25 protein-coding genes, 2 tRNA genes and 1 other RNA gene are annotated in these 21,883 nt (G+C 32.4%); 19 read left to right on the forward strand and 9 right to left on the reverse strand.

The genetic code is table 11. From position 1 onward, the window contains the following. Positions 1-16: 16 nt before the first annotated feature. Positions 17-1,252, reverse strand: coding sequence for an amidohydrolase family protein (locus HA148_RS07285; protein WP_209131523.1), 1,236 nt, complete (start codon positions 1,250-1,252; stop codon positions 17-19). A gap of 130 nt (positions 1,253-1,382) precedes the next feature. Between HA148_RS07285 and HA148_RS07290 the strand changes: the two genes are divergently transcribed. From HA148_RS07290 to ftsZ, 6 genes are all read left to right on the forward strand, one after another. Next, positions 1,383-1,455 (forward strand) — tRNA-His (locus HA148_RS07290). Between the two features lie 72 nt (positions 1,456-1,527). Next, positions 1,528-2,922: a tRNA (N6-isopentenyl adenosine(37)-C2)-methylthiotransferase MiaB gene (gene miaB, locus HA148_RS07295; RefSeq protein WP_209131525.1), complete on the forward strand. Its 1,395-nt coding sequence runs from the start codon at positions 1,528-1,530 to the stop codon at positions 2,920-2,922. Between the two features lie 11 nt (positions 2,923-2,933). After that, positions 2,934-4,001 carry a D-alanine--D-alanine ligase family protein gene (locus HA148_RS07300; protein ID WP_209131528.1) on the forward strand — a complete coding sequence of 356 codons (1,068 nt, stop codon included), beginning with the start codon at positions 2,934-2,936 and terminating at the stop codon, positions 3,999-4,001. 10 nt (positions 4,002-4,011) lie between these two features. Continuing rightward, positions 4,012-4,422 carry a hypothetical protein gene (locus HA148_RS07305; RefSeq protein WP_209131530.1) on the forward strand — a complete coding sequence of 137 codons (411 nt, stop codon included), beginning with the start codon at positions 4,012-4,014 and terminating at the stop codon, positions 4,420-4,422. Continuing rightward, positions 4,419-5,144, forward strand: coding sequence for a cell division protein FtsQ/DivIB (locus HA148_RS07310; protein ID WP_209131532.1), 726 nt, complete (start codon positions 4,419-4,421; stop codon positions 5,142-5,144). The genes HA148_RS07305 and HA148_RS07310 overlap by 4 nt, the downstream gene beginning before the upstream one ends. 179 nt (positions 5,145-5,323) lie before the next feature. Further along, the gene (gene ftsZ / locus HA148_RS07315; protein ID WP_075536832.1) at positions 5,324-6,439 is read left to right on the forward strand and encodes a cell division protein FtsZ; all 1,116 of its coding nucleotides are present in this window, start codon (positions 5,324-5,326) and stop codon (positions 6,437-6,439) included. A gap of 12 nt (positions 6,440-6,451) precedes the next feature. Here ftsZ and ffs read toward each other — a convergent pair. Then, positions 6,452-6,548, reverse strand: an RNA gene (ffs, locus tag HA148_RS07320) — signal recognition particle sRNA small type. Positions 6,549-6,595: 47 nt separating this feature from the next. Here ffs and panB point away from each other — a divergent pair. Then, complete coding sequence (gene panB / locus HA148_RS07325; RefSeq protein WP_209131534.1) at positions 6,596-7,369, forward strand: 3-methyl-2-oxobutanoate hydroxymethyltransferase; 774 nt, start codon at positions 6,596-6,598, stop codon at positions 7,367-7,369. Positions 7,370-7,460: 91 nt separating this feature from the next. Here the strand turns inward: panB and HA148_RS07330 are convergent, their stop codons facing one another. After that, positions 7,461-7,622, reverse strand: a complete 162-nt coding sequence (locus HA148_RS07330; RefSeq protein WP_245152040.1) for a hypothetical protein — start codon at positions 7,620-7,622, stop codon at positions 7,461-7,463. A 127-nt stretch (positions 7,623-7,749) separates the two neighbouring features. Then, positions 7,750-8,973 carry a radical SAM family heme chaperone HemW gene (gene hemW, locus HA148_RS07335; RefSeq protein ID WP_209131536.1) on the reverse strand — a complete coding sequence of 408 codons (1,224 nt, stop codon included), beginning with the start codon at positions 8,971-8,973 and terminating at the stop codon, positions 7,750-7,752. Positions 8,974-9,070: 97 nt separating this feature from the next. On the opposite strand from hemW, the gene HA148_RS07340 reads away from it, so the two are divergent. The 7 genes from HA148_RS07340 to HA148_RS07370 all read left to right on the forward strand — a co-directional run bounded on the left by HA148_RS07340 (position 9,071) and on the right by HA148_RS07370 (position 14,132). Next, on the forward strand, positions 9,071-10,180 hold the full coding sequence (locus tag HA148_RS07340) for a PIN/TRAM domain-containing protein (RefSeq protein ID WP_209131538.1): 1,110 nt from the start codon (positions 9,071-9,073) through the stop codon (positions 10,178-10,180). Positions 10,181-10,220: 40 nt separating this feature from the next. Then, positions 10,221-10,883, forward strand: coding sequence for an ATP-dependent Clp protease proteolytic subunit (locus tag HA148_RS07345; protein WP_209131540.1), 663 nt, complete (start codon positions 10,221-10,223; stop codon positions 10,881-10,883). A 24-nt stretch (positions 10,884-10,907) separates the two neighbouring features. Further along, complete coding sequence (locus HA148_RS07350) at positions 10,908-11,519, forward strand: ATP-dependent Clp protease proteolytic subunit (RefSeq protein ID WP_002807795.1); 612 nt, start codon at positions 10,908-10,910, stop codon at positions 11,517-11,519. Between the two features lie 104 nt (positions 11,520-11,623). Then, on the forward strand, positions 11,624-12,613 hold the full coding sequence (gene ilvC / locus HA148_RS07355; protein WP_209131542.1) for a ketol-acid reductoisomerase: 990 nt from the start codon (positions 11,624-11,626) through the stop codon (positions 12,611-12,613). After that, positions 12,601-13,626 (forward strand): adenosylcobinamide-phosphate synthase CbiB, encoded by a 1,026-nt coding sequence (gene cbiB, locus HA148_RS07360; protein WP_209131544.1) that lies wholly within the window; start codon positions 12,601-12,603, stop codon positions 13,624-13,626. The genes ilvC and cbiB overlap by 13 nt, the downstream gene beginning before the upstream one ends. Positions 13,627-13,671: 45 nt before the next feature. After that, positions 13,672-13,917, forward strand: coding sequence for a chlorophyll a/b-binding protein (locus HA148_RS07365; protein ID WP_209131547.1), 246 nt, complete (start codon positions 13,672-13,674; stop codon positions 13,915-13,917). Between the two features lie 2 nt (positions 13,918-13,919). Then, positions 13,920-14,132 carry a hypothetical protein gene (locus HA148_RS07370; RefSeq protein WP_079292620.1) on the forward strand — a complete coding sequence of 71 codons (213 nt, stop codon included), beginning with the start codon at positions 13,920-13,922 and terminating at the stop codon, positions 14,130-14,132. Here HA148_RS07370 and HA148_RS07375 read toward each other — a convergent pair. The 4 genes from HA148_RS07375 to HA148_RS07390 all read right to left on the reverse strand — a co-directional run bounded on the left by HA148_RS07375 (position 14,127) and on the right by HA148_RS07390 (position 15,471). Next, positions 14,127-14,384 carry a hypothetical protein gene (locus HA148_RS07375; RefSeq protein ID WP_209131549.1) on the reverse strand — a complete coding sequence of 86 codons (258 nt, stop codon included), beginning with the start codon at positions 14,382-14,384 and terminating at the stop codon, positions 14,127-14,129. The genes HA148_RS07370 and HA148_RS07375 overlap by 6 nt on opposite strands. Before the next feature lie 58 nt (positions 14,385-14,442). Then, positions 14,443-14,694, reverse strand: a complete 252-nt coding sequence (locus tag HA148_RS07380; RefSeq protein ID WP_209131551.1) for a hypothetical protein — start codon at positions 14,692-14,694, stop codon at positions 14,443-14,445. A gap of 55 nt (positions 14,695-14,749) precedes the next feature. After that, on the reverse strand, positions 14,750-15,007 hold the full coding sequence (locus tag HA148_RS07385; RefSeq protein WP_245152041.1) for a hypothetical protein: 258 nt from the start codon (positions 15,005-15,007) through the stop codon (positions 14,750-14,752). Between the two features lie 188 nt (positions 15,008-15,195). Next, on the reverse strand, positions 15,196-15,471 hold the full coding sequence (locus tag HA148_RS07390) for an HU family DNA-binding protein (RefSeq protein WP_011132955.1): 276 nt from the start codon (positions 15,469-15,471) through the stop codon (positions 15,196-15,198). A gap of 625 nt (positions 15,472-16,096) precedes the next feature. Between HA148_RS07390 and HA148_RS07395 the strand changes: the two genes are divergently transcribed. After that, a complete protein-coding gene (locus tag HA148_RS07395; protein WP_209131555.1) occupies positions 16,097-18,130 on the forward strand; it encodes a glycogen debranching protein in 2,034 nt (677 codons plus the stop codon). Position 18,131: 1 nt separating this feature from the next. Here the strand turns inward: HA148_RS07395 and HA148_RS07400 are convergent. After that, positions 18,132-18,202: transfer RNA gene (locus HA148_RS07400), tRNA-Gly, on the reverse strand. Positions 18,203-18,314: 112 nt separating this feature from the next. Here HA148_RS07400 and HA148_RS07405 point away from each other — a divergent pair. Genes HA148_RS07405 through HA148_RS07420 form a run of 4 tightly spaced genes read left to right on the forward strand, consistent with a single transcriptional unit; the run spans position 18,315 to position 21,881 of the window. After that, positions 18,315-19,661, forward strand: coding sequence for an MFS transporter (locus HA148_RS07405; protein WP_209132208.1), 1,347 nt, complete (start codon positions 18,315-18,317; stop codon positions 19,659-19,661). A gap of 9 nt (positions 19,662-19,670) precedes the next feature. Continuing rightward, positions 19,671-20,426, forward strand: a complete 756-nt coding sequence (locus HA148_RS07410) for an MlaE family ABC transporter permease (protein ID WP_209131557.1) — start codon at positions 19,671-19,673, stop codon at positions 20,424-20,426. Between the two features lie 4 nt (positions 20,427-20,430). After that, complete coding sequence (locus tag HA148_RS07415) at positions 20,431-20,835, forward strand: DUF3119 family protein (protein ID WP_209131559.1); 405 nt, start codon at positions 20,431-20,433, stop codon at positions 20,833-20,835. A 35-nt stretch (positions 20,836-20,870) separates the two neighbouring features. Next, positions 20,871-21,881 carry a DUF3086 domain-containing protein gene (locus tag HA148_RS07420; protein WP_209131561.1) on the forward strand — a complete coding sequence of 337 codons (1,011 nt, stop codon included), beginning with the start codon at positions 20,871-20,873 and terminating at the stop codon, positions 21,879-21,881. Positions 21,882-21,883: the final 2 nt, after the last annotated feature.

Consider the following 21,883-nt stretch of genomic DNA (forward strand, 5'->3'; position numbering starts at 1 on the left):
TATATAAATTAGCCAATTAGCAATATAATTCGCCGTTTATAAATACTTTTCTCTTTAAATTGCTCGAAAAAATATCTGCCCATCTTTGTGCATCTAAAATCACAAAATCAGCAGGACAACCTTTTTTAATTAAACCATCCCATTTTAAATTTAATAATCTGCTTGGAGCTAAAAAAATAGAAGACAGAGTCATTCTCTCCCAGGGATTTAGTTGAAGCATAGGCATCGAGCAGGACAACGTATAAAAAGGGTCAAAATTACCAAATGGGTACCAAGGGTCTTGAACATTATCACTACCAAGAGATACATCCACATGTGATTTTTGTAATTGCTTTATTGGCGCAACTGGTCTTTTTAATGAAGTAGTTTTATTACTTCGATTGAGCAGCCAAAAATTTGTTAGGGGTAAGGCAATAACCTTAATATTTTTCTCAGCCATTTTTTCCCCTAAATTTGTAATCTCATTATTACTTAGAGAAATAAGACTACTCAAATGACTACAAGTGATCGGAATACTATTAATATTTAAATTTTCGATTGTTTCTAATAAAACTTTTATCCCCGCTCCAGGTTCAATAATTGATTCATCTATATGCAAATCAATTTCTAATTTATATTTTCTCGCAAGAAGAAGCATCTTTGCTAGAAATTTGCTTGTATCTTTTTTATTAAAAGGAGGTACAATAACACCTCCTAAAATGCCTCCATTAGAGAAAAATATTTTTGCCAAATCTTCTCCATCAGTTGTATCCCAGAATTCCAATGGAGCTAGAGCAACGTATTGTAAAGTCAACTCAGATAAAAATTTTTTTTGTAATTTAAAAAGTTCAATCCAAATATCAATAGATTGACCTTTGTATGTATCAATATGACTTCTAATTGCTCGGTATCCATTTTGTATAGCAAGTTTTAATGATTTCTCAACTCTTTCAAGAACCTTATCTGTAGTTCTAGTTTTATGTTCTTCAAGATTTACTGATAATGCTCCTCGATAGTTTGATTCCAGATTAGGAAAGTCTGCCCATGTAAAAGATTTATCAAAATGCGAATGCGTTTCAACAAATCTTGGGAATAAAATATTTTTTGGTTTTGTAATTTTATTTTTTAAAGGCTTTAACTCAGAAACAAATCCATCCTCCCAACTAATGGAAACTGAACATAAATCCTCTACATCGATAATGAGGTTATCTATATCTTCTATTAAACAAAGGCTTCTGGGAATAAGAACCTCAGCTGTGCCGGAATTATTCAAATTTTTAAATTTTTCTTTTATTTTAAATCATAAGAAAACTTTACTGAATTAGAAAATAATTCAAATTTCTCTAAAAGATAAAAATAACTATGAAAAATTACCCTTGAGTTGTTAAATTTATAAATGTGAGGCGGGCGTCGCCAAGTGGTTAAGGCAGCGGCTTGTGGCGCCGCTATTCGGGGGTTCGAATCCCCTCGCTCGCCCTCAAAAATATTGCAGCAAAATTATTTAACTTGTAATTTTGAATTAAAGAATCATAAAAAATTCCTAGTAAAGTGCTAACAAAAACAAAACTAGACGAAAAAAAAACTCAAAAGAATTCAACTACTGGCAGTTATTGGATAACCACATTTGGATGCCAAATGAACAAGGCTGATTCTGAGAGAATGGCTGGGACATTAGAGAAAATGGGATACACCAGAGCAGATAATGAATTAAATGCCGATTTGGTCTTGTACAATACATGCACTATTAGAGATAATGCAGAGCAAAAAGTTTATAGTTTTCTAGGAAGACAAGCAAAAAGAAAGCACAAAACACCTAACTTAAAACTTGTTGTTGCAGGTTGTCTTGCGCAGCAAGAGGGAGAATCCTTACTAAGAAGAGTCCCAGAACTTGACCTAGTAATGGGCCCTCAACATGTAAATAACCTTGAGAATCTTCTGGGAAAAGTTGATTTAGGAAATCAAGTTGCTGCTACAGAAGAAACCTTTATCTCTGAAGATATAACAAGTGCCAGAAGAGAAAGCTCTATTTGTGGCTGGGTTAATATCATCTATGGATGTAATGAAAGATGTTCATATTGTGTAGTCCCCTCTGTCAGAGGGAAAGAGCAATCAAGATATCCAAATGCGATAAAAAGTGAGATCCAAAAATTAGCTAATGATAATTTTAAAGAAATTACTCTTTTAGGTCAGAACATTGATGCTTATGGTAGAGACCTTCCAGGAACTACAAAAGAAGGAAGAAAAGAGAATACCCTAACTGATCTTTTGTATTATATTCATGATGTTAAAGGAATTCGCAGAATAAGATTTGCTACTAGTCATCCAAGATATTTTTCAAAAAGGTTGATTCAAGCTTGTTATGAACTTGATAAAGTCTGTGAACATTTCCATATCCCCTTCCAAAGTGGAAATGATGAAATTTTAAAGAAAATGTCCAGAGGTTATTCTATTAAAAAGTATAAAAATATTATCGAGAACATAAGGTCATTAATGCCAGATGCATCAATCACAGCTGACGCAATAGTTGCTTTCCCAGGAGAAACCGAGCAACAATATCAAGATACATTAAAGCTAATATCAGAAATTGGCTTTGATCAGGTGAATACAGCAGCATATTCTCCAAGACCAAATACGCCTGCAGCAGTTTGGACGAATCAACTTTCGGAAGAGGTAAAAAAAGCTAGATTACAGGAAATTAATAATTTGGTCGAGAAAACTGCTAGGAGTAGAAATCAAAGATATGTCAATAATATCGAAAGCGTTTTAATTGAGGGTTTAAATCCAAAAAATTCCTCTCAAATTATGGGTAGAACTAGAACAAATAGATTAACTTTCGTAGAGATTCCCAAAAACATTAACTTTAATTTTTCCTTAGGAGATGAGATAAATGCCAGGATAAATGAAGCAAGACCTTTTTCTTTAACAGGACAACTTTCTTTATAAATTTTGTTTAAATGATTGGAGGAAAGAAAAAATGTATTGGATTAATATTTGGCGGGCATTCTAATGAACATGAAGTATCGATATGCTCTGCAAAAACAGTTTTTCAAGCATTTAATACACAAATAAACAAAGAACGATTTACAGTTAAAGCCTTTTACATAAATAAATATGGAGATTGGCTTGATAGTGATATTTCAGAAAAAATCCTAATTGGTGAAATTGAAAACTATAAAACAAAAAAACAAGAAATTTTTAATCGAGAAAGAATAAACTTCCTTGATGGAATTGAATTTCAAAATATTGATGTTTGGTTTCCTCTTTTACATGGATTTAATGGTGAAGACGGATCAATTCATGGCTTAATTAGATTTACAAAGAAACCTTTAGTCGGGTGCGGAATTATTGGCTCTGCACTTGGAATGGATAAAATATTGATGAAAACAATTTTCTCAAATCTCAAACTTCCACAAGTTAATTATCTAGTTTTTCAAAATGAAGATCTCAACGATAAGCAAGTAAAAAATAAAATAATTAATGAAATTTTTAAAAAATTAAAATTTCCTGTTTTTGTTAAACCATCAAACTCTGGATCATCTCTTGGCATCTCCAAAGTCAAAAATGAATCGGAAATATTACCAGCATTAGAAAAGGCTCGGGGAATAGATCCAAGAATCTTAATAGAGGAAGGTTTAGAGGTAAGGGAGATTGAATGCGGAATAATTGGGAATTCAAAACTCTTAACCTCTGAGATAGGCGAGGTAAATTACGAAAGTGATTGGTATGATTACGATTCAAAATATCACTCAAATAATAAAATAATTATCCCAGCTGAAATAGATTCTAAAATCACACAAGAAATTAAAGAAATTGCCATTAAAAGTTGTAGAGCACTAAATATTTTCGGTTTTGCAAGAGTAGATTTCTTTTTAGAAAAATCTTCAAATAAAATTTTACTAAATGAAATAAATACAATTCCTGGTTTCACAAATAAGAGTATGTTTCCAATGCTTTGGAAGGCTTCTGGTTTAAATATTGATCAACTTGTGGCTAAACTGGTAGATATATCTTTAGATTTATAATTCAAATCAAATGTTGCATGGACTTCTTTGGTTACCATTGCTTTTTATCTTTATATTATTAACTGCTCTAGGATGGTTAGAAAGAAGAAGGCAAAATCTTTTTAGGAAATGGGCCAGTGGTTCTGAACTTTGTAAGTTAGATAGTTCAGGTGCAGCATCCTTAAAGGATGGGGAATTAAAGTGGAGTGAATTTGAAGCTGGTACATTTGAAGAAAAAGATAGTTTCACAATTAAGAAACTAGAGTTAGTTGAATTAATGGCACTAACTTCTGGAGAAGCTCCACTTACAAATGAATCTCAAGGAAAGTGCAGGTTACGATTAGTAGGGGATGGGAAAGAGATGGATGTGCCATTTTCAGATGCAGACCAGGCTAGAAAATGGATGGAGCAATTGATGGAAAAAGCTAGATGTGATTTGTGAAATACGAAAAAACAATAAAAAATAGAAGCTTTTTATTACTACTTTTATTTTTATTTGCAACAAGCTTAATAAGCCTAAAAACACTAAAAAAAGTTAATATTCAGGACATTAGAATTTCTGGAAGTAAATTATTCTCACAGAATGATATTGAAAAAAATTCATCTTTAAAATTTCCAATCCGATTAATCCTAATTAATACATATTTTTTAGAAAAAGAGTTAAAACAAAATTTGTCACTCAAGAATATTTCTGCAAACAGAGAATTATTTCCTTTTGGATTGAAAGTCAAAGTTAATACAAGAACACCAATAGCTTACGGCGAAAGATTATTGAATAAAGAAAAAATATTTGGCTTTATTGATAAAGATGGGATTTTCATCGAAAAACAAAATGTTGAAGAAAAAAAATTTAATGGATTAACGATAAAAGTTTTTGGATGGAAAGAAAAATTCAAAAAAGTATTATCTGAAATTTTTATAGCTCAAGAGAATTATAATTTCGATATCGTCAAAATTTCTTTTTCACCAAATGGTTTTCTAACTGTTGAGGAAAAAGATTTACAAACAATATTATTAGGATTTAATCCAAATCTAATCAACTATCAATTACAAATAATCAATAACTTAAAAAATGAATTTAAGAGAAATAACTTTTATGAAAAAATAGATAATATTGATCTTACTGATCCAAATAAACCAAAAATAAAAGTGTTCAAACCCTAATATTTGAAAAAGGGTTTTGAGTAATTTTTTTTAATTATTGTAGTGTTGATATGGGCTTTGCATTCAAAACAAAATATTTAATAAATAAATATTTTTAGGATTTTCCTCAACAAATTCCTACAGATGAGCTCAGTAAGTTCATAATGCACCCAATACTAGTATTAGATTCCTATTAAGAGATGAGCTTCGGTAACAATCCAAACTTTGATCAATCGAGAGAAATCCTTCCAAGCCAGAACGCCAAAATAGAAGTTATTGGTGTAGGAGGTGGTGGCAGTAATGCAGTCAATAGAATGATAAACAGTGATCTAGAAGGTGTTTCATTTAGAGTCCTCAATACCGATGCACAAGCCCTACTTCAATCTTCTGCAGAGAGTAGAGTTCAACTTGGACAAAACCTCACTAGAGGTTTAGGTGCAGGCGGGAATCCAAGTATTGGGCAAAAAGCAGCCGAAGAATCCAAAGAAGAGCTTCAGCAAGCTTTAGAAGGATCTGATCTAGTTTTTATAGCCGCTGGAATGGGTGGAGGAACTGGTACAGGAGCAGCTCCCGTAGTTGCAGAAGTAGCCAAACAAAGTGGGGCTCTAACAGTAGGTATAGTAACTAAACCATTTTCTTTTGAAGGTAAAAGAAGAATGCGTCAAGCAGAGGAGGGGATCGCAAGACTAGCTGAAAACGTTGATACTCTTATAGTTATTCCAAATGACCGATTAAAAGACGTCATTGCAGGAGCTCCCCTGCAAGAAGCATTTAGAAATGCTGATGATGTTCTAAGGATGGGCGTCAAAGGCATTAGTGACATAATTACTTGTCCGGGACTAGTTAATGTTGATTTTGCAGACGTAAGATCAGTCATGACGGAAGCTGGCACTGCTCTTCTCGGAATAGGTATAGGTTCAGGAAGATCGAGAGCTATAGAGGCAGCACAGGCAGCAATGAATAGTCCTTTATTAGAAGCAGCCAGAATTGATGGAGCTAAAGGCTGCGTTATAAACATTACTGGTGGCAAAGACATGACTTTAGAAGACATGACCTCCGCATCTGAAATTATTTATGATGTTGTTGATCAAGAAGCAAATATTATTGTTGGTGCAGTTGTCGATGAGGCAATGGAAGGGGAGATACAAGTTACTGTAATTGCTACAGGATTTGAAATGACCCAGCCATTAAACCAGCAAAGAATAAAAAACAGATTATCTAATCAACCCTTATATAATTTTTCAGACAATAAAGAATCAGGAGCAAGTATTCCTGAGTTTTTGAGATTAAGGCAAAATAAAAAAGATATAGGTTAAAAGGTAAAATAGAGTGACTCGGTTATCTCGCCTGCCTCAAGCATCCCTTGTGGCTGCTACCTTCCGGTCCTGACCAGGTTTAGGCGTTAAAACCGCGAAAGGCCGAGTCAAAAACATACTAGCAATTCTTGATTAAAAAAGATACATAAATTTATTATGTTGCCTTCAGACCTAGTTAATTATAAAAAAAAATCTCGCAAAATCATTGCACTAACTGCTTGGGACTCCATATCAGGATCTATTGCCGAACAAGCAAATGTTGATCTTGTACTAGTAGGAGATTCATTAGCAATGGTCTGCTTAGGATACAAATCGACATTGCCATTAACTTTAGAAAACATTATTTATCATACTAATGCTGTTTCAAGAGGATTTAAGAATAAAATTGAGGAACAACCTTTAGTCGTTTCAGATATGCCTTTTCTGACTTACCAATGTGGAGAGGATAAAGCTGTTGAGTATGCGGGGAAAATCATTCAAAGCACTTATGCAAAAGCTGTCAAAGTAGAAGGAGCTGAACCAGAAATACAAAAAGTTATTTCTAGATTAATAAGAATGGGAATCCCTGTTATGGGTCATATAGGCCTTACACCACAAAGCTATCTAAATATTGGATTAAAAAAACAAGGAGAAAGCTTATCAAGCCAAGAAAAAATAAAGAAAGAGGCTTCAATTCTTGAAGAATTAGGATGTTTTTCAATAGTTCTTGAACATATTCCTGATTTACTTGCTAAAGAAATACAAAATTCTTTAAAAATTCCCATAATTGGTATCGGTGCAGGTAATTATTGCGATGGGCAAGTAAGAGTTACTGCAGATTTGTTAGGCCTCAATGATGATCAACCACCATTTTGCCAACCGATTATCCAAGGAAAGAAATTATTTAAGGATAAATTAAAAGAATGGGTAGAATCTGAAAGGCTTAACTAACCACATACATTTTGTCATAAGTATCAATTCGCCAAGAATATATTATTTGCAATAGTTTGTAAGAATATAAAGTATCTAGTAAGCGTTTCATTTATTTACCTACAATGCAATGAAATCTTCTATTGTCACTTCTACATCCTTGAGTTAGGCTGTTCTCCCAACGTCTGCCTTCTTTTTCACAGGCCTCTGCACTAGCCATTTCAATTTTTTCAATTGAATTATATCCTCCTCCTTTAGTAATTTGAATTATCAACCAATGACTTTCAGCATTAACAGCCGTAGGTAAAGAAGTTTCTGAAGGGATTTATTTTATTATCTAAAATTCTCATAAAACAAGTGATATCAATTTTTTAGCTATGTCAGAAAGGATATAGTTAATCTTAAATAATCTCATCACACCACTTAAACATAGAAACAAGAACTTGATTACTTAGTTCCATTCCTCTAGGCTCACTTAAAAAGAATCTATTTCCTTTTCTTACTAATAGTCCACTATCAAGAAATCTTTCCCATTCTTCAAGTAATTTACTAAAGTTGCTTTCAAATTTTTTGTTTTCCCAGTTTTGTTCTTTAAACAATTCTTTGATATCTAAACCCTCTTTAAGTCTTAATCCCAACATTATTTTTTCATCAAGTTCTTTATATACAAACTCCTTATTAGTAAGGGATGAATCTAAATTACAATCATATTGTTTAATTACCCATTCTTTATATTCTTTACTAACTCTTGGTCTAGTTAACTTTTCCCCCCAAGGTGAACTAGTAGAACCTTGACCAAAACTCCACCAGCCTAAACCACTCCAATAAACTCTATTATGTCTCGATTGATGTCCGGGGAGGCAATAGTTTGAGATTTCATATCTTGAATACCCTGAGTTTTTTAAAATTAGATGAGTTGATTTACTATTTCTAAAAGCTAGTTCATCACTCGGGAGTTTTAATTTACCTAAATTGACTAATTTTTTAAAAACAGTGCCATTCTCAATATTTAAATCGTAAATAGATAGGTGAGGTGGCGAAAATGTTATTGCTTTTTTTAAGTCATCTTGCCATTCTTTAAATCCACTAAGTGGCAAGTTTTGAATTAAATCTAAACTCCAGCTTTTTATTAATCCAGAGTCATATTTGCTCTTCAACCATAAACAAGATTTTTCTCCATCTTCTTTCAAATGACGCCTTCCCGACTTTTGAAGTATCTGATTATTAAAACTTTGTACTCCGAGACTAAATCTATTTATCCCAGCATTTATGAATCCACAAAGATCATCTTGAGTAAAACTAGCTGGATCAACCTCCATAGTGATTTCAGCACCATAGTCAATTCCATAATTTTCTTTAAAAAGATCGATTAATTCTTTGATTTGAGTGGGATCTAAAATTGATGGAGTACCTCCTCCTATATAGATTGTCGATAGAGGTGATTTATGCTTAATTGACAATATTTCTTTGTATAAAAAATGCAAATACTCTTTAACAGTTTTGCTTCCATAACCTTGTAAAGTTTCAACATTGTTTCCTAGTGGAATAACAGCAAAATCACAATAAAAGCACCTTCTGTGGCAAAAAGGTATGTGCACATAAGCACTCCTTGGAAACTTATTCATAATCTAAATTCATTTTTAAGCTCCAAAAAAAGTATTTAGGATCGAAAAAAATTAAATCCTTATTTACTCAATTAATAAATCCTAGTAGATTATAGATATGACAGATATCTTAGTATTAATTTTATTTGTATTGTCTGGAGCTGCTTCAGGATGGCTTGGTGTTGATTTATTGCCAGTGGACATACTTAAACAGGTATCTAATGTAGAAGGTTTTAGAATTGTTTTAGCAATAATAGGTTTTTTTGTAGGATTAGCGGCTGGTTTTGTATTTCTTCAACTTAGAAAAACTTTTCTTGATCAAATAAGAACAATGCCTACGGATTTATTAATCAGTAGGTCGGTTGGATTGATTTTAGGATTACTTGTTGCGAATCTCCTTCTTGCTCCAATACTATTAATTCCATTCCCTAGAGAAGTCTTTTTTGCAAAGCCCTTAGCAGCCATATTAAGCAATATTTTCTTTGGTGCACTTGGGTATAAGTTAGCCGATACCCATGGAAGGACATTATTAAGATTATTCAATCCAAATAATACTGATGCATATCTAGTTAATGAAGGAATACTCCCTGCTGCAAGTCCAAAAATTCTAGATACCAGTGTAATTATTGACGGCAGAATAAATGGCTTATTAAGTTGTGGATTATTGGAAGGACAATTAATTGTTGCTCAATGTGTAATTGATGAATTACAAACACTCGCAGATTCCAGCAGTAATGAAAAAAGGTCTAAAGGTAGAAGAGGTCTCAAGTTATTGAAAGAATTAAGAGATTTATACGGAAGAAGACTTGTAATAAACCCAACAAAGTATGAAGGTAAAGGTGTAGATGAAAAACTCTTGAGAATAACCGAGGATATGACAGGAACTTTAATTACCGCTGATTATAATCTCTCACAGATTGCAGAAGTCAAAGAATTAAAAGTTATGAATTTAAGTGATCTAGTTATTGCTTTAAGACCAGAAGTACAGCCAGGAGAATCACTTAATATAAAAATCGTAAGGGAGGGTAAAGAAAAAATGCAAGGTATAGGATATTTAGATGATGGGACAATGGTTGTTATTGATGAAGCAAAGAATTTTGTCGGAAGGAGATTAGATATTGTTGTAACAGGAGCACTACAAACTCCCACAGGAAGACTGGTCTTTGGAAAACTGATAAATAATCCTGAGTCAAACAAATCTTTTAAATCACCAGCGACACAGGGTTAAATCTAGCTAGAATCAAATCAATCCTATTTTTTTGATACAAATGACTGTATCTGCTCCTTATTACGGCGAAAACACCGTTATGAGGACTCCTCCCCCTGATCTCCCCTCTCTTTTACTGAAAGAGAGAATAGTTTATCTTGGTTTACCGTTATTTTCTGATGATGATGCGAAAAGACAACTAGGAATGGATGTGACTGAGCTAATCATTGCTCAACTTCTTTATCTAGAGTTTGAGGATCCAGAAAAACCAATCTATTTCTATATCAATTCAACAGGGACAAGTTGGTACACCGGTGATGCAGTTGGTTTTGAAACAGAAGCTTTCGCTATCTGCGACACAATAAGCTATATCAAGCCTCCAGTACACACAATATGTATCGGACAAGCAATGGGGACTGCTGCAGTTATCCTTTCAGCTGGCACTAAGGGACAAAGAGCCGCTCTACCACATGCTTCTATTGTGTTACATCAACCTATAAGCGGAGCAAGAGGTCAAGCAACCGATATCCAAATAAGAGCTGAGGAAGTTTTGAAAAATAAAAAATCAATGCTGGAGATTTTATCTCGTAATACTGGAAAGACTATCGAAGAACTCTCAAAAGACTCTGACAGGATGAGTTATCTCAACCCTCAAGAAGCACTTGATTATGGAGTTATCGATAGAATACTCACAAGTCAAAAAGATTTACCAAAAAAAATTTAACCTTCACAAAACTATTTTAAAATCATGCCAATAGGAACTCCAAGCGTGCCTTATAGACTTCCAGGAAGTCAATACGAAAGATGGGTTGACATATACACAAGACTAGGTGTTGAAAGAATTCTTTTTCTTGGACAGGAAGTTAATGATGGTATTGCTAATAGCCTTGTTGCACAAATGCTTTATCTTGATTCTGATGATAATTCCAAACCTATCTATCTATATATAAATAGCCCAGGAGGATCAGTTACTGCTGGCTTGGCTATTTATGACACAATCAAATACGTAAAAAGTGATGTAGTAACAATCTGCGTAGGCCTCGCAGCCTCAATGGGAGCATTCCTTTTGGCCGCTGGCACAAAAGGTAAAAGAGTTGCTTTGCCTCACAGCAGAATAATGATTCATCAACCCCTAGGAGGAACTTCTCAACGTCAAGCAAGTGATATTGAAATAGAAGCTAAGGAAATTTTAAGAATTAAAGATATGTTAAATATGTCTATGGCAGATATGACAGGCCAATCATTTGAGAAAATTGAAAAGGATACCGATAGGGATTATTTTCTAAGTGCGGAAGAAGCAAAAAACTATGGCTTAATTGATAGAGTAATCACACATCCAAGTGAAGCAAATCAGTCTTAAATTTTCTAAATAAATATTTTAATTTTTAAATTAATAATTTTTTGGTTTATATACACCTTTAATGTCTAAAATATTAATTATCAAATGCAAAGAAGCTCTAACTAATGACTCAACTCTTCTACGACTCAGATGCTGATCTTAGTCTTTTAAATAATAAAACAATAGCAATTATTGGATATGGTTCACAAGGTCATGCACATGCCCTAAACCTTAAAGATAGCGGTATGGATGTAATTGTTGGTTTATATGAAGGAAGTAAGTCTGAAAGCAAAGCTATTAGCGATGGCTTACAAGTATTTAGCGTTTCTGAAGCTTGCAAAAAAGCAGACTGGATTATGATTCTCCTCCCAGATGAGTTTCAGAAAGATGTTTACCTTAAAGAAATAGAACCAAACTTAAAAGAAGGAAAGATATTAAGTTTTGCTCACGGTTTTAATATTAGATTCGAACTTATCAAACCTCCTAGTTTTGTGGATGTTGTAATGATTGCTCCAAAAGGACCTGGACACACTGTCCGTTGGGAATATCAAAATGGTCAAGGTGTGCCTGCACTTTTCGCGGTAGAACAGGATTCTTCTGGAAATGCAAGATCATTGGCGATGGCTTACGCTAAAGGGATTGGCGGAACGAGAGCTGGGATACTTGAAACAAATTTCAAAGAAGAAACAGAAACTGATTTATTTGGAGAACAAGCGGTTTTGTGCGGAGGATTATCAGAACTCGTCAAATCAGGCTTCGAAACTCTTGTAGAGGCAGGATATCAGCCCGAACTTGCTTACTTCGAATGCTTGCATGAAGTTAAACTTATTGTTGATTTAATGGTGAAGGGAGGCTTATCTCAAATGAGAGATTCCATTTCAAATACTGCAGAATATGGAGATTATGTAAGTGGTAAAAGACTTATCAATAGTGATACAAAGAGGGAAATGCAGAAAATTCTTAAAGATATTCAAGATGGAACTTTCGCTAAGAATTTTGTTGAAGAATGCGATAAAAACAAACCCTTAATGACAAAATTAAGAGAAGAGAACTCAAAACATGAAATTGAGAAAGTGGGTAAAGGTCTGCGCTCCATGTTCAGTTGGCTGAAATAAATTTACTTTTACTATTTCTTGGATCGATTGGTTTTGATTTATTGATCGGCGATCCAAGATTCTTAATCCACCCTGTTCAAGTAATTGGCTTTTACATAAAAAAAATATCTGATTACCTCATAAATAATTTTGGGAAAAATAAAAATATATTGTTTTGGGGAGGTTTAATCTTAGCTATATCAACTATTGGAATAAGTTTTGGTATAGGTAAATTGATAGAACTCAGTTATGCGCAATCAAGAAATAATTTTTTTGGTGGATTGCTAATTTTTTTTGGACTTTCAAGTTGTATTGCGACTAAGGGACTTATTTCAAGTGTGAAAGAGATTTCAGAGCTAATAGAACGCGAAGAAATTAATGACCAAAATAAGAAAATAATCAAAGATAAGGTACAAAGGATAGTAAGTAGGGATGTAAGTTCATCTTCTTTAGAACATCTTTTGAGATCAAGTACAGAGAGTCTTACCGAAAATTCCGTTGATGGAATATTTGGGCCATTATTTTGGATTTTTATTGGAATTTTTTTTATGAAATTTTCAATTTTTCTACCAGGGCCTTTATCACTTGGCTTTTCTTATAAAGCCATAAGTACTTTAGATTCAATGATAGGTTACAAATATGATTATTTTAGATATTTAGGTTTTTTTAGTGCAAAAATCGAAGATATTTTTACGTTTGTTCCTTCAAGATTAGTTTTAATCACATTACCTTTAGTTAGTACCAAAATTAATGAGTATGGAACAATAATAAAAAAAAGCTATCTTGATGGTAAAAAATATGATTCGCCTAATGCTGGGATTTCAGAAGCTATATTTGCTTATATTTCTGGTACAAAATTGGGTGGAGAAAGTAAATATAAAAATGAGATTATTGAAAAGCCAATAATCAATGAGAATGGAGATGATTGCACTGGAGAGAAAATTAAATTAATTTGTCAATTAATTTTAAGATTACAATTTTTATGGATAATAATTTTTGTCTTAATTTTTTTTATAATTTCAACTTTAATTTAATAATAAATTAGTTATAAAATTACTAGAATAATTGATAAAAATTCTATGCAAGAAAACGGCTCTCCAATAGAAAATCAAAATGATGATTTTACTAATACATCATCAAGTGATAATGAATACTCAAAATGGGTAGACAATCAGGGAGATGAGGTAAAGAATGTTTTTGGATTTAATAGCAGTGCTGAACTTGTAAATGGTAGAGCAGCAATGATCGGATTCCTAATGCTCATATTAACCGAGTTAGTTTTTAGCGGCAGACCTGTTACTTCTTCAATTTTTGGTATTAATTAAAAATGGAAGCAAAAAAATCTAATCCAATAAAAGTATTCTTATACATATCTGTATGGGTAATTATTTGGGGCACTATAGGATCTTTAGTCGATTTCCCTCTATACAAAAATAAAATCTACTTAGAAGGAAGCATATATCAATATCTTACTTTCACAGTTACAGCGATTATTTCTATTATATCTGCAAAGTTTTTTTATAAGAAAATTGATTTATAAAAACTTGTACCTAAATTTCTTAATAATTTTGGCTGGTTCTTTGCTTTCATTAGACTCGTAAAGTATCCACTTATGTGTCTCAGTGTCATGATCACAACCATAATTTCCAGATTGGTTATCGTAACTTGAAAGATATGAATGACAATTTTGGTCTGCCTCAAAAGCAGAGTCATAACCTGTTAGAAAATATATCAAAAATAAAACAGTTATTAACAAAAAAAATACTTGAGAAACTAAATTAACTACCTTCATGAAATATTCTAAAATTTAAATATATCATCTAATAAAATTTTTCGATCTAAAAATATAGCTAACGACCAACATTAAATACAAAGTCGTGGAATGCTTGATTCTTTAAATACAGGATGACTAGCAATACTAAAATCATATTTAAGCCTATTACTATTGATCCAAAAATATTTATTTGTTTTTTACCTGGCAAAGTGTAAGTAAATTTCTTGCCTTTAAGAAAACCAGCTAAGCCTTTTTTTTCTTTTTTTTCTTTTATTTGAGTATTTTGAATATTTTTCTTAACTTCATTATCAGAAAAACCTTTTACCATTACAAATTAAATAACAAAATTTATAATATTCCAAAAAAATAAATTATTTTAATAATTAACAATTTTTAATCACATATGGGATCATTAATGAAATTCTCTCATTTGAGAAATTATTAAAAAAATAAGCTTCAATAATTTCCGTTTGCAGCCCCAATAAACTTGATTGACATTTGAATCTATTTTGGTCAAATACTACTAATTGAAGTTTTTCTATTTCAGAAACTAATTCTTTACATAATTGGGTTCGAGAATCTTTAAAACAATTACTAGATTGTTTTAAAATCTTAGACTTTTTTGGTATCGTTTCAGCCATCACAAAATTAGATAACAACAAAAATTTCAGGAATAAAATAGTTAAACATTTCATTACTTCTTAAGATTTCAAAACTTTGGATACCTTGATAAGAGTGTTGGTCATTTAGCTAATTGCATTTTATTGCGATAAAAAAAGATGCCCTAAAAGAGCACCTTGTTATTAAAGGAAGAAATAGATTTAAAAGATTACCCTTGAACTCTATCCTTAAAAAGTTTACCTGCAGAGAATGTTGGAACTCTTTTAGCGGGTATTGCTATTTTTTCGCCTGTCTTAGGGTTTAATCCCTGTCTTGCAGAACGATCTCTTGGTTCAAAAGAACCAAATCCTAGTATAGAGACTTTTTTGCCTTCCACTACTGAATCAACAATAGTTTCAATAGCTGCATCAACAACTAAAGAAACATCCGTTTTTGTGAGCTCTGTACGAGCTGCAACAAGATTTACTAAATCAGCTTTGTTCATTGAAATTTAAATTAAAGCTAAGGGTTAAAAAAAAAGATTTAAATCAGTTTTAAACCTTGAACTTTCACATCATATGGAGCAAATACAAATACGGCAACCGAAAATGCCGGCGGCGCAAAGCTTTATACAAATTTTAGGGACATTTTGATCAACTTAATTTATTTTTTACAGCCGTGCTTTTTTATTTATAAAAAATAGCCTCCTCATTTAGAGAACAGCAAAAAGCATTGGTGTCACTGAATTTAGTACTAAAAATCTAACTACATTTAGCAAAGGGGCAAAATGTCAAAGAGGGGTAAATTTAAGAATTTGAGCTATTTATTATGATTTATTAATTTTCAGATATATTTCCTTCTCATCACATGAAAAAACACAATTTGTATTTTGAAATCAAGAAAAATCTAGTTTTCTCATTATTAAAATTTCTCTATAAATCGTTTTATGCACTTAGCAGATGGACGAAGAAATTGTAATTTATTAGAAAATTAATACTCTCCAAGATCTAATAAAGTTGATTAGTGAAGCCTTAAATTTGAGTTTTTTTTTTAATTTTGCATCTATTATTCAAATAACAGTAATTTAAATAAATTATCTCAATATTTAACTAATCAATGATAGAGAGAAAGTGATTCATCTCAATAAAGGTAACCCATTTCCTTTAGGGAGTTCTCTAACTTCACAAGGGGTTAATTTTTCCTTAATAGCCACAAATGCAGAATATGTAGAAATCTTATTGTTTGAGAAAGAGGACTCTATTTCACCAAAAAGCATATTCAAATTAGATCAGACTCATAATAAAGGTCCTTACTGGCATGCGGAAATAAAAAATCTAGATGAAGGTTGTATTTATGCTTTTAGAGTGAAACAAAAAAATAATGAAATTAATAATAACTATGAAAAAAAAGTATTACTTGATCCATGTTCACGAGGTATTACCGGATGGGAAAGTTATAAAAGAGAAAATGCATTAAAAACGCAAGAAAACACTAATTCTTGTCTTAAAAGTGTTGTTTGCGATAGAAAATTATTTAATTTTAAGGATTATCCAAGACCGAAACATTCTTGGGAAGAAACTATTATTTATGAACTCCATATCAAAGCTTTCACTGAATCAAGTGATAAAGATGAAAGTTGTTTTAAGAAATTTTTAAAAAAAATTCCGTATCTCAAAGAACTGGGTATTACAACAATTGAATTACTTCCAATTTTTTGTTTTGATCCTACTGACGCCCCAAATGGTCTAAAAAATTTTTGGGGTTATAGTCCAATTAATTGGTTTACTCCGCATTTTGAATATCTTTCGAATGAATCCGCCAAAAAGAACAGAGAGGAATTTAGAAAATTTGTAGAGGAATGTCATAAAGCAGAAATTGAAGTTATCTTAGATGTTGTATACAATCACACTTCCGAAGGTGATTCAAAAGGGCCAGCAATATCTTGGAAAGGTATAGATGAAAATCTTTATTACTTTATTGGAAAAGATAAAAATTATCAGGACGTCTCCGGATGTGGTAATACTATTGCAGCAAACAGAGGATTAGTTAGAAAACTAATAATTGAATCATTAAAATGTTGGGCGAGTGAATTAGGAGTTGATGGTTTTAGATTTGATTTAGGAATTGCCCTCTCAAGAGGAGAAAATCTTTCACCGCTTGATAATCCTCCAATTTTTGAAGATATAGAATGTGAACCAGAACTTATCGATATCAAGTTCATTAGTGAGCCATGGGATTGTGGCGGTTTATATAAATTAGGTGATTTCCCATCTAAGAATACTTTCACTTGGAATGGTCATTTTAGAGATGACTTAAGGAGATTTTGGAAGGGGGATAAAGATACAGCTTGGAATATGAGCGATAAAATAAAAGGTACTCCATCTATTTATAAAGAAGATAATATTTTCCCAAAGTCGATAAATTTTATTACTTCACATGATGGATTTACTCTAAAAGACTTAGTAACTTTCAATAGAAAACATAATTTTGCCAATAGAGAACAAAATAGAGATGGAGATAACCATAACAATTCTTGGAATCATGGAACAGAGGGACCAACTACGAACTTTTTAATCAATAATTTAAGAAAAAGACAACAAAAAAATCTTATTCTTAGTTTACTTATCTCTAAAGGTGTTCCAATGATACTTATGGGTGATGAGATAGGAAGATCACAAGGCGGGAACAATAATTCTTGGTGCCAAAATAATTTATTGGGCTGGATGAATTGGGAACATGGTCAACAAGATTTAGAATTATTTGAATATTTTAAATACGTCATAAAAATCCGAAAAAAACTAATAAAAATTTTCAATCCATCATTCTTCCCTAATAATCAAACCAATGAACTTATTCCAACATATCATTGGCATGGAACAAAGTTAGATAGCCCTGATTGGAGTAGTTGGTCTCACACAGTTGCCTTTAGCATTAACAAAGGCAATACTAATCCGCTGGTCTGGATAGGTTTAAATGCATATTCAAAAAGTATCGATTTCCACTTGCCGAAATGTAAATATAATTGGTTAAAAGTTATTGATACTAGCATGTCTGAGATTTTTGAACCCTTAACTATTAATGAAAAATCTGTTTCAATAAAGAGTAGAAGCTCTTTATTAATCATTTCAGAAGAAGTATTTGGGGCAAAAAATAATTTATTCTAAAAGCGGGCGGCGGGAATCGAACCCGCATCTTCAGCTTGGAAGGCTGAGGTTTTACCACTAAACCACGCCCGCATTAAGTAATAGAATTACCATTGCAATAATACATTATCAAACAATCAACAAAGTAAAAAGATTGGAAAATTCACACTCGAAAAAGAATATTTCTAGATCAACAACAAGATTAATGTTCTCTTATGGGCTAGGAGATGCAGGGACAGGTTTAGTCGCGACGCAATTTGGTTTTTTTCTTTTCAAATTCTTTATTTCTGCTGGTTTACCAGTAATAATTGCAGGATCATTATTAATGTTAATAAAGATATGGGATGCAGTAAATGATCCGTTAATTGGATGGTTAAGTGACCGTACTAAATCAAGATGGGGGCCTAGAATCCCTTGGATGGTAACAGCATCTGTTCCTCTTGGTTTCTCTTTAGCTGCGATATGGTGGACACCCACTGGTTCAGTGCTAACCAAGACTATCTACTATGCCATAATTTCTATAATTGTAATGACTGCCTATACAAGTATTAATCTTCCTTTTGCAGCTCTATCTACTGAAATTTCTGAAAAAACAGCAATAAGAACAAGACTAAACGCATCTAGATTTACTGGCTCAATAATTGCAGGACTCACTGGTTTAATAATTGCTGGAGTTGTATTGGGTACCGAAGGATCTGCAAATAATGAATATTTTTTAATGGGTAAAATAAGCGGATGTATTGCAGTTGCTGCAACATTAATTTCTTGTTGGGGATTAGCTCCATTCGCAAAAAAAGCAAGAAGGCCTACAGGAAAAGTTGAAGCCATTACACTTCAATTCAAGAGGATCTTCAGAAATAAAAAATTTCTAAAAGTTATTACGCTTTATATCCTTCTTTGGTGCGCTTTACAATTAATGCAAACAGTAGCGTTAATCTATGTCGAGGATGTACTTAATGTACCAACATATATTGCGAAGTGGATCCCGATACCTTTCCAAATTAGCGCTTTAGTGGGTTTACAAATATGGACCAGAGTATCAAATAGATTGAACAGGATTTCAGCTTTAAACTATGGAGCGATTATGTGGATTATTTCATGTACAGCAGCTTTATTTTTACCTTCGTTGTCAAAAATTTCAGGAGTTGGAGATAGTTTATTCCTAAATGCCAACAACATATTTCTGTTCATTCTTTTAATTTTCATAATTTGTCTTATTGGAATTGGCGCTTCAACCGCTTTTCTTATCCCTTGGTCGCTACTTCCTGATGCAATAGACGAAGATCCAGAGAAACCAGCAGGATTATATACAGCTTGGATGGTACTTATTCAGAAGATTGGTATCGCATTTAGTGTTCAATTATTAGGATTTTTGTTGTATTTATCTGGTTATCAATCATGCTTTATTGATAAAGATAGTCTAAATATTATGGAACAATGCTACTCAGCACAATTAACTATTAGATTATGTATTGGTTTTATACCCTCAATATTGGTAATAATTGGTCTTTTAATAATGAGAAAATGGGATCAAAAATTAATTACAAACTAATATAAAGATATGTATTACCCTAATTTTTTTAAAAGACTTCTAGGCAGCTTAATCATTGGCGGGCAAGCAATTAATTTTATCTTTAGAGGTAAAATTTCCAAAAATGATCTCTTTGACCAACTTATGGAGTCAGGTCCTGGAAGTTTGTTAATTGTTTTAATTACAGGAATTGCCGCAGGCACAGTTTTTAATATTCAAGTCGCATCACAACTTACAAGTATGGGGGTTTCAAGTGAAATTGGAGGTTTATTAGCAGTAGGCATGGCGAGAGAAATGGCTCCTCTTTTAACTGCTACTCTAATGACTGGAAAGGTTGCAACTGCCTATGCTGCTCAACTGGGAACTATGAAAGTTACAGAACAAATTGAAGCAATTACCATGTTAAGGACCGAACCAGTCCAATATTTGGTAGTCCCAAGGTTGCTATCGATGGTAATAATGTCTCCAATACAGTGTCTTTTATTTTTATCTGTAGCTTTATGGAGTGGACAAATTTGGAGCACAATATTTTATAAAGTTCCTCCAATAGTTTTTTGGACATCCGTAAGGTCAGGTAATGTTAGTTTAACTAGTGCAGACTTAACCTCAATGTTAATAAAATCCGTAGTGTTCGGATTACTTATTTCAATCATTGCTTGTGGATATGGACTCACAACTAAAGGTGGTCCAAAAGAAGTTGGAACAAGTACAACAGGGGCAGTAGTAATGACTCTGGTTACTGTATCTTTAATGGATGTATTACTAACACAAATTTTATTTGGATGATTCTATGTTTAACACTAAATCAAAAAAAGAGGAGCCAGTAATTATATCTCCATCATTTCAGTTACCAATCATTCTAATAGTTTTAAGTTTTATGCTTTTGTTTTTGAATATTGGTTCTTTGCCAACGATAGTTTTTGCTTCTTTTAGCTTTTTTTTATTACTTCAGTCATTTACTTTAAGAATAAAAATAACAAATGATGATTTTATCGTTTTACAATTAGGGAAAGTGATTAGAACTTTTCCATTCAAGAACTGGATATCGTGGAAATTCTTTTTCCCTGTAATCCCAGGTATATTTTATTTCAGAGAAAAGTCCAGTCCTCATTTATTACCTATATTATTTAATCCAAAGCAATTAAAAGACGAGCTCATAAAAAAAGTTGACTCCTTGGAAATTAAAAATTCTTAAAATTCAAACTTTGCTTAATTATCAAAATTACTTAAATGACCAATAAAGAACTTTCCGATAATAATCCTGAAAAGGAATTAATAATAGATAAGTCAATTTCAGACGATAAAACCAAGCAAATAAGTAAGAAAAATACAACGCAAAATAAAAAAATTCCACTAAAAAATAACAACTCAACTAAATCTTTTGATGAAATTTCTAATGAAATTTTTAGAGATCTCGTTTCAAAAAAAGACTCTTTAGTTAAAGAAATAAAAAAGTTAGAAACAAAAAAAAATGAAATAGAAAAAGATATTGAGTCAAATTTTAAAGGACAGTCAGATAATATCGCTAAAAGAGTTAAAGGCTTTCAAGAGTACTTAACTGGAGCTTTGCAGAATCTTTCACAAAACGTAGAAAAACTTGAATTAGTTTCTCAACCAATAATTGTAAAGCCATCTCCTCTTGATGAGAAAAAGCAAAACAATAGCACAAATAATGTGGTTAATGTTCCTGCTCTTTCTGAAACATTTAAGCCTGATGAGAAGATTATAAAAGGTTGTTTTTCAAGTTTTACAGAACAACCTGATTTTTATGCTGAACCTTGGAAATTAAGAAGGAGTCTTGATTCATCAGATATAGAAATTATGGATGATTGGTTCTTTAACATGGGCGGAAGAGGTTCTCTTGAAAGTAGAGGATCTCGACAAAAAAATGCTTTGCTATCAGCGGGGTTCATTTCTATTCTTGGCGAATTATATGGAGATCAATTTCAGACTCTTATTTTAGCTTCGCAGCCTGAAAGATTAGGTGAATGGAGAAGAATTCTTCAAGATTCACTTGGTCTAACAAGGGATGACTTTGGACCTAATAGTGGGATTGTTCTTTTTGAAAGGCCTGAAGGGGTAATAGAAAGAGCTGATAGATTAGAAGCCAATGAAGAATTGCCATTTATTATCATTGATGCAGCAGAAACCTCTGTTGAAATTCCAATACTTCAATTCCCATTATGGGTTGCATTTGCTGGTTCAGACAATGAAATTTACGATGATCTTGAACTAAACTAAGC

The sequence above is a fragment of the Prochlorococcus marinus XMU1405 genome (assembly GCF_017696275.1).
In the GTDB taxonomy this organism is placed as follows: Bacteria; Cyanobacteriota; Cyanobacteriia; order PCC-6307; family Cyanobiaceae; genus Prochlorococcus_A; species Prochlorococcus_A marinus_AB.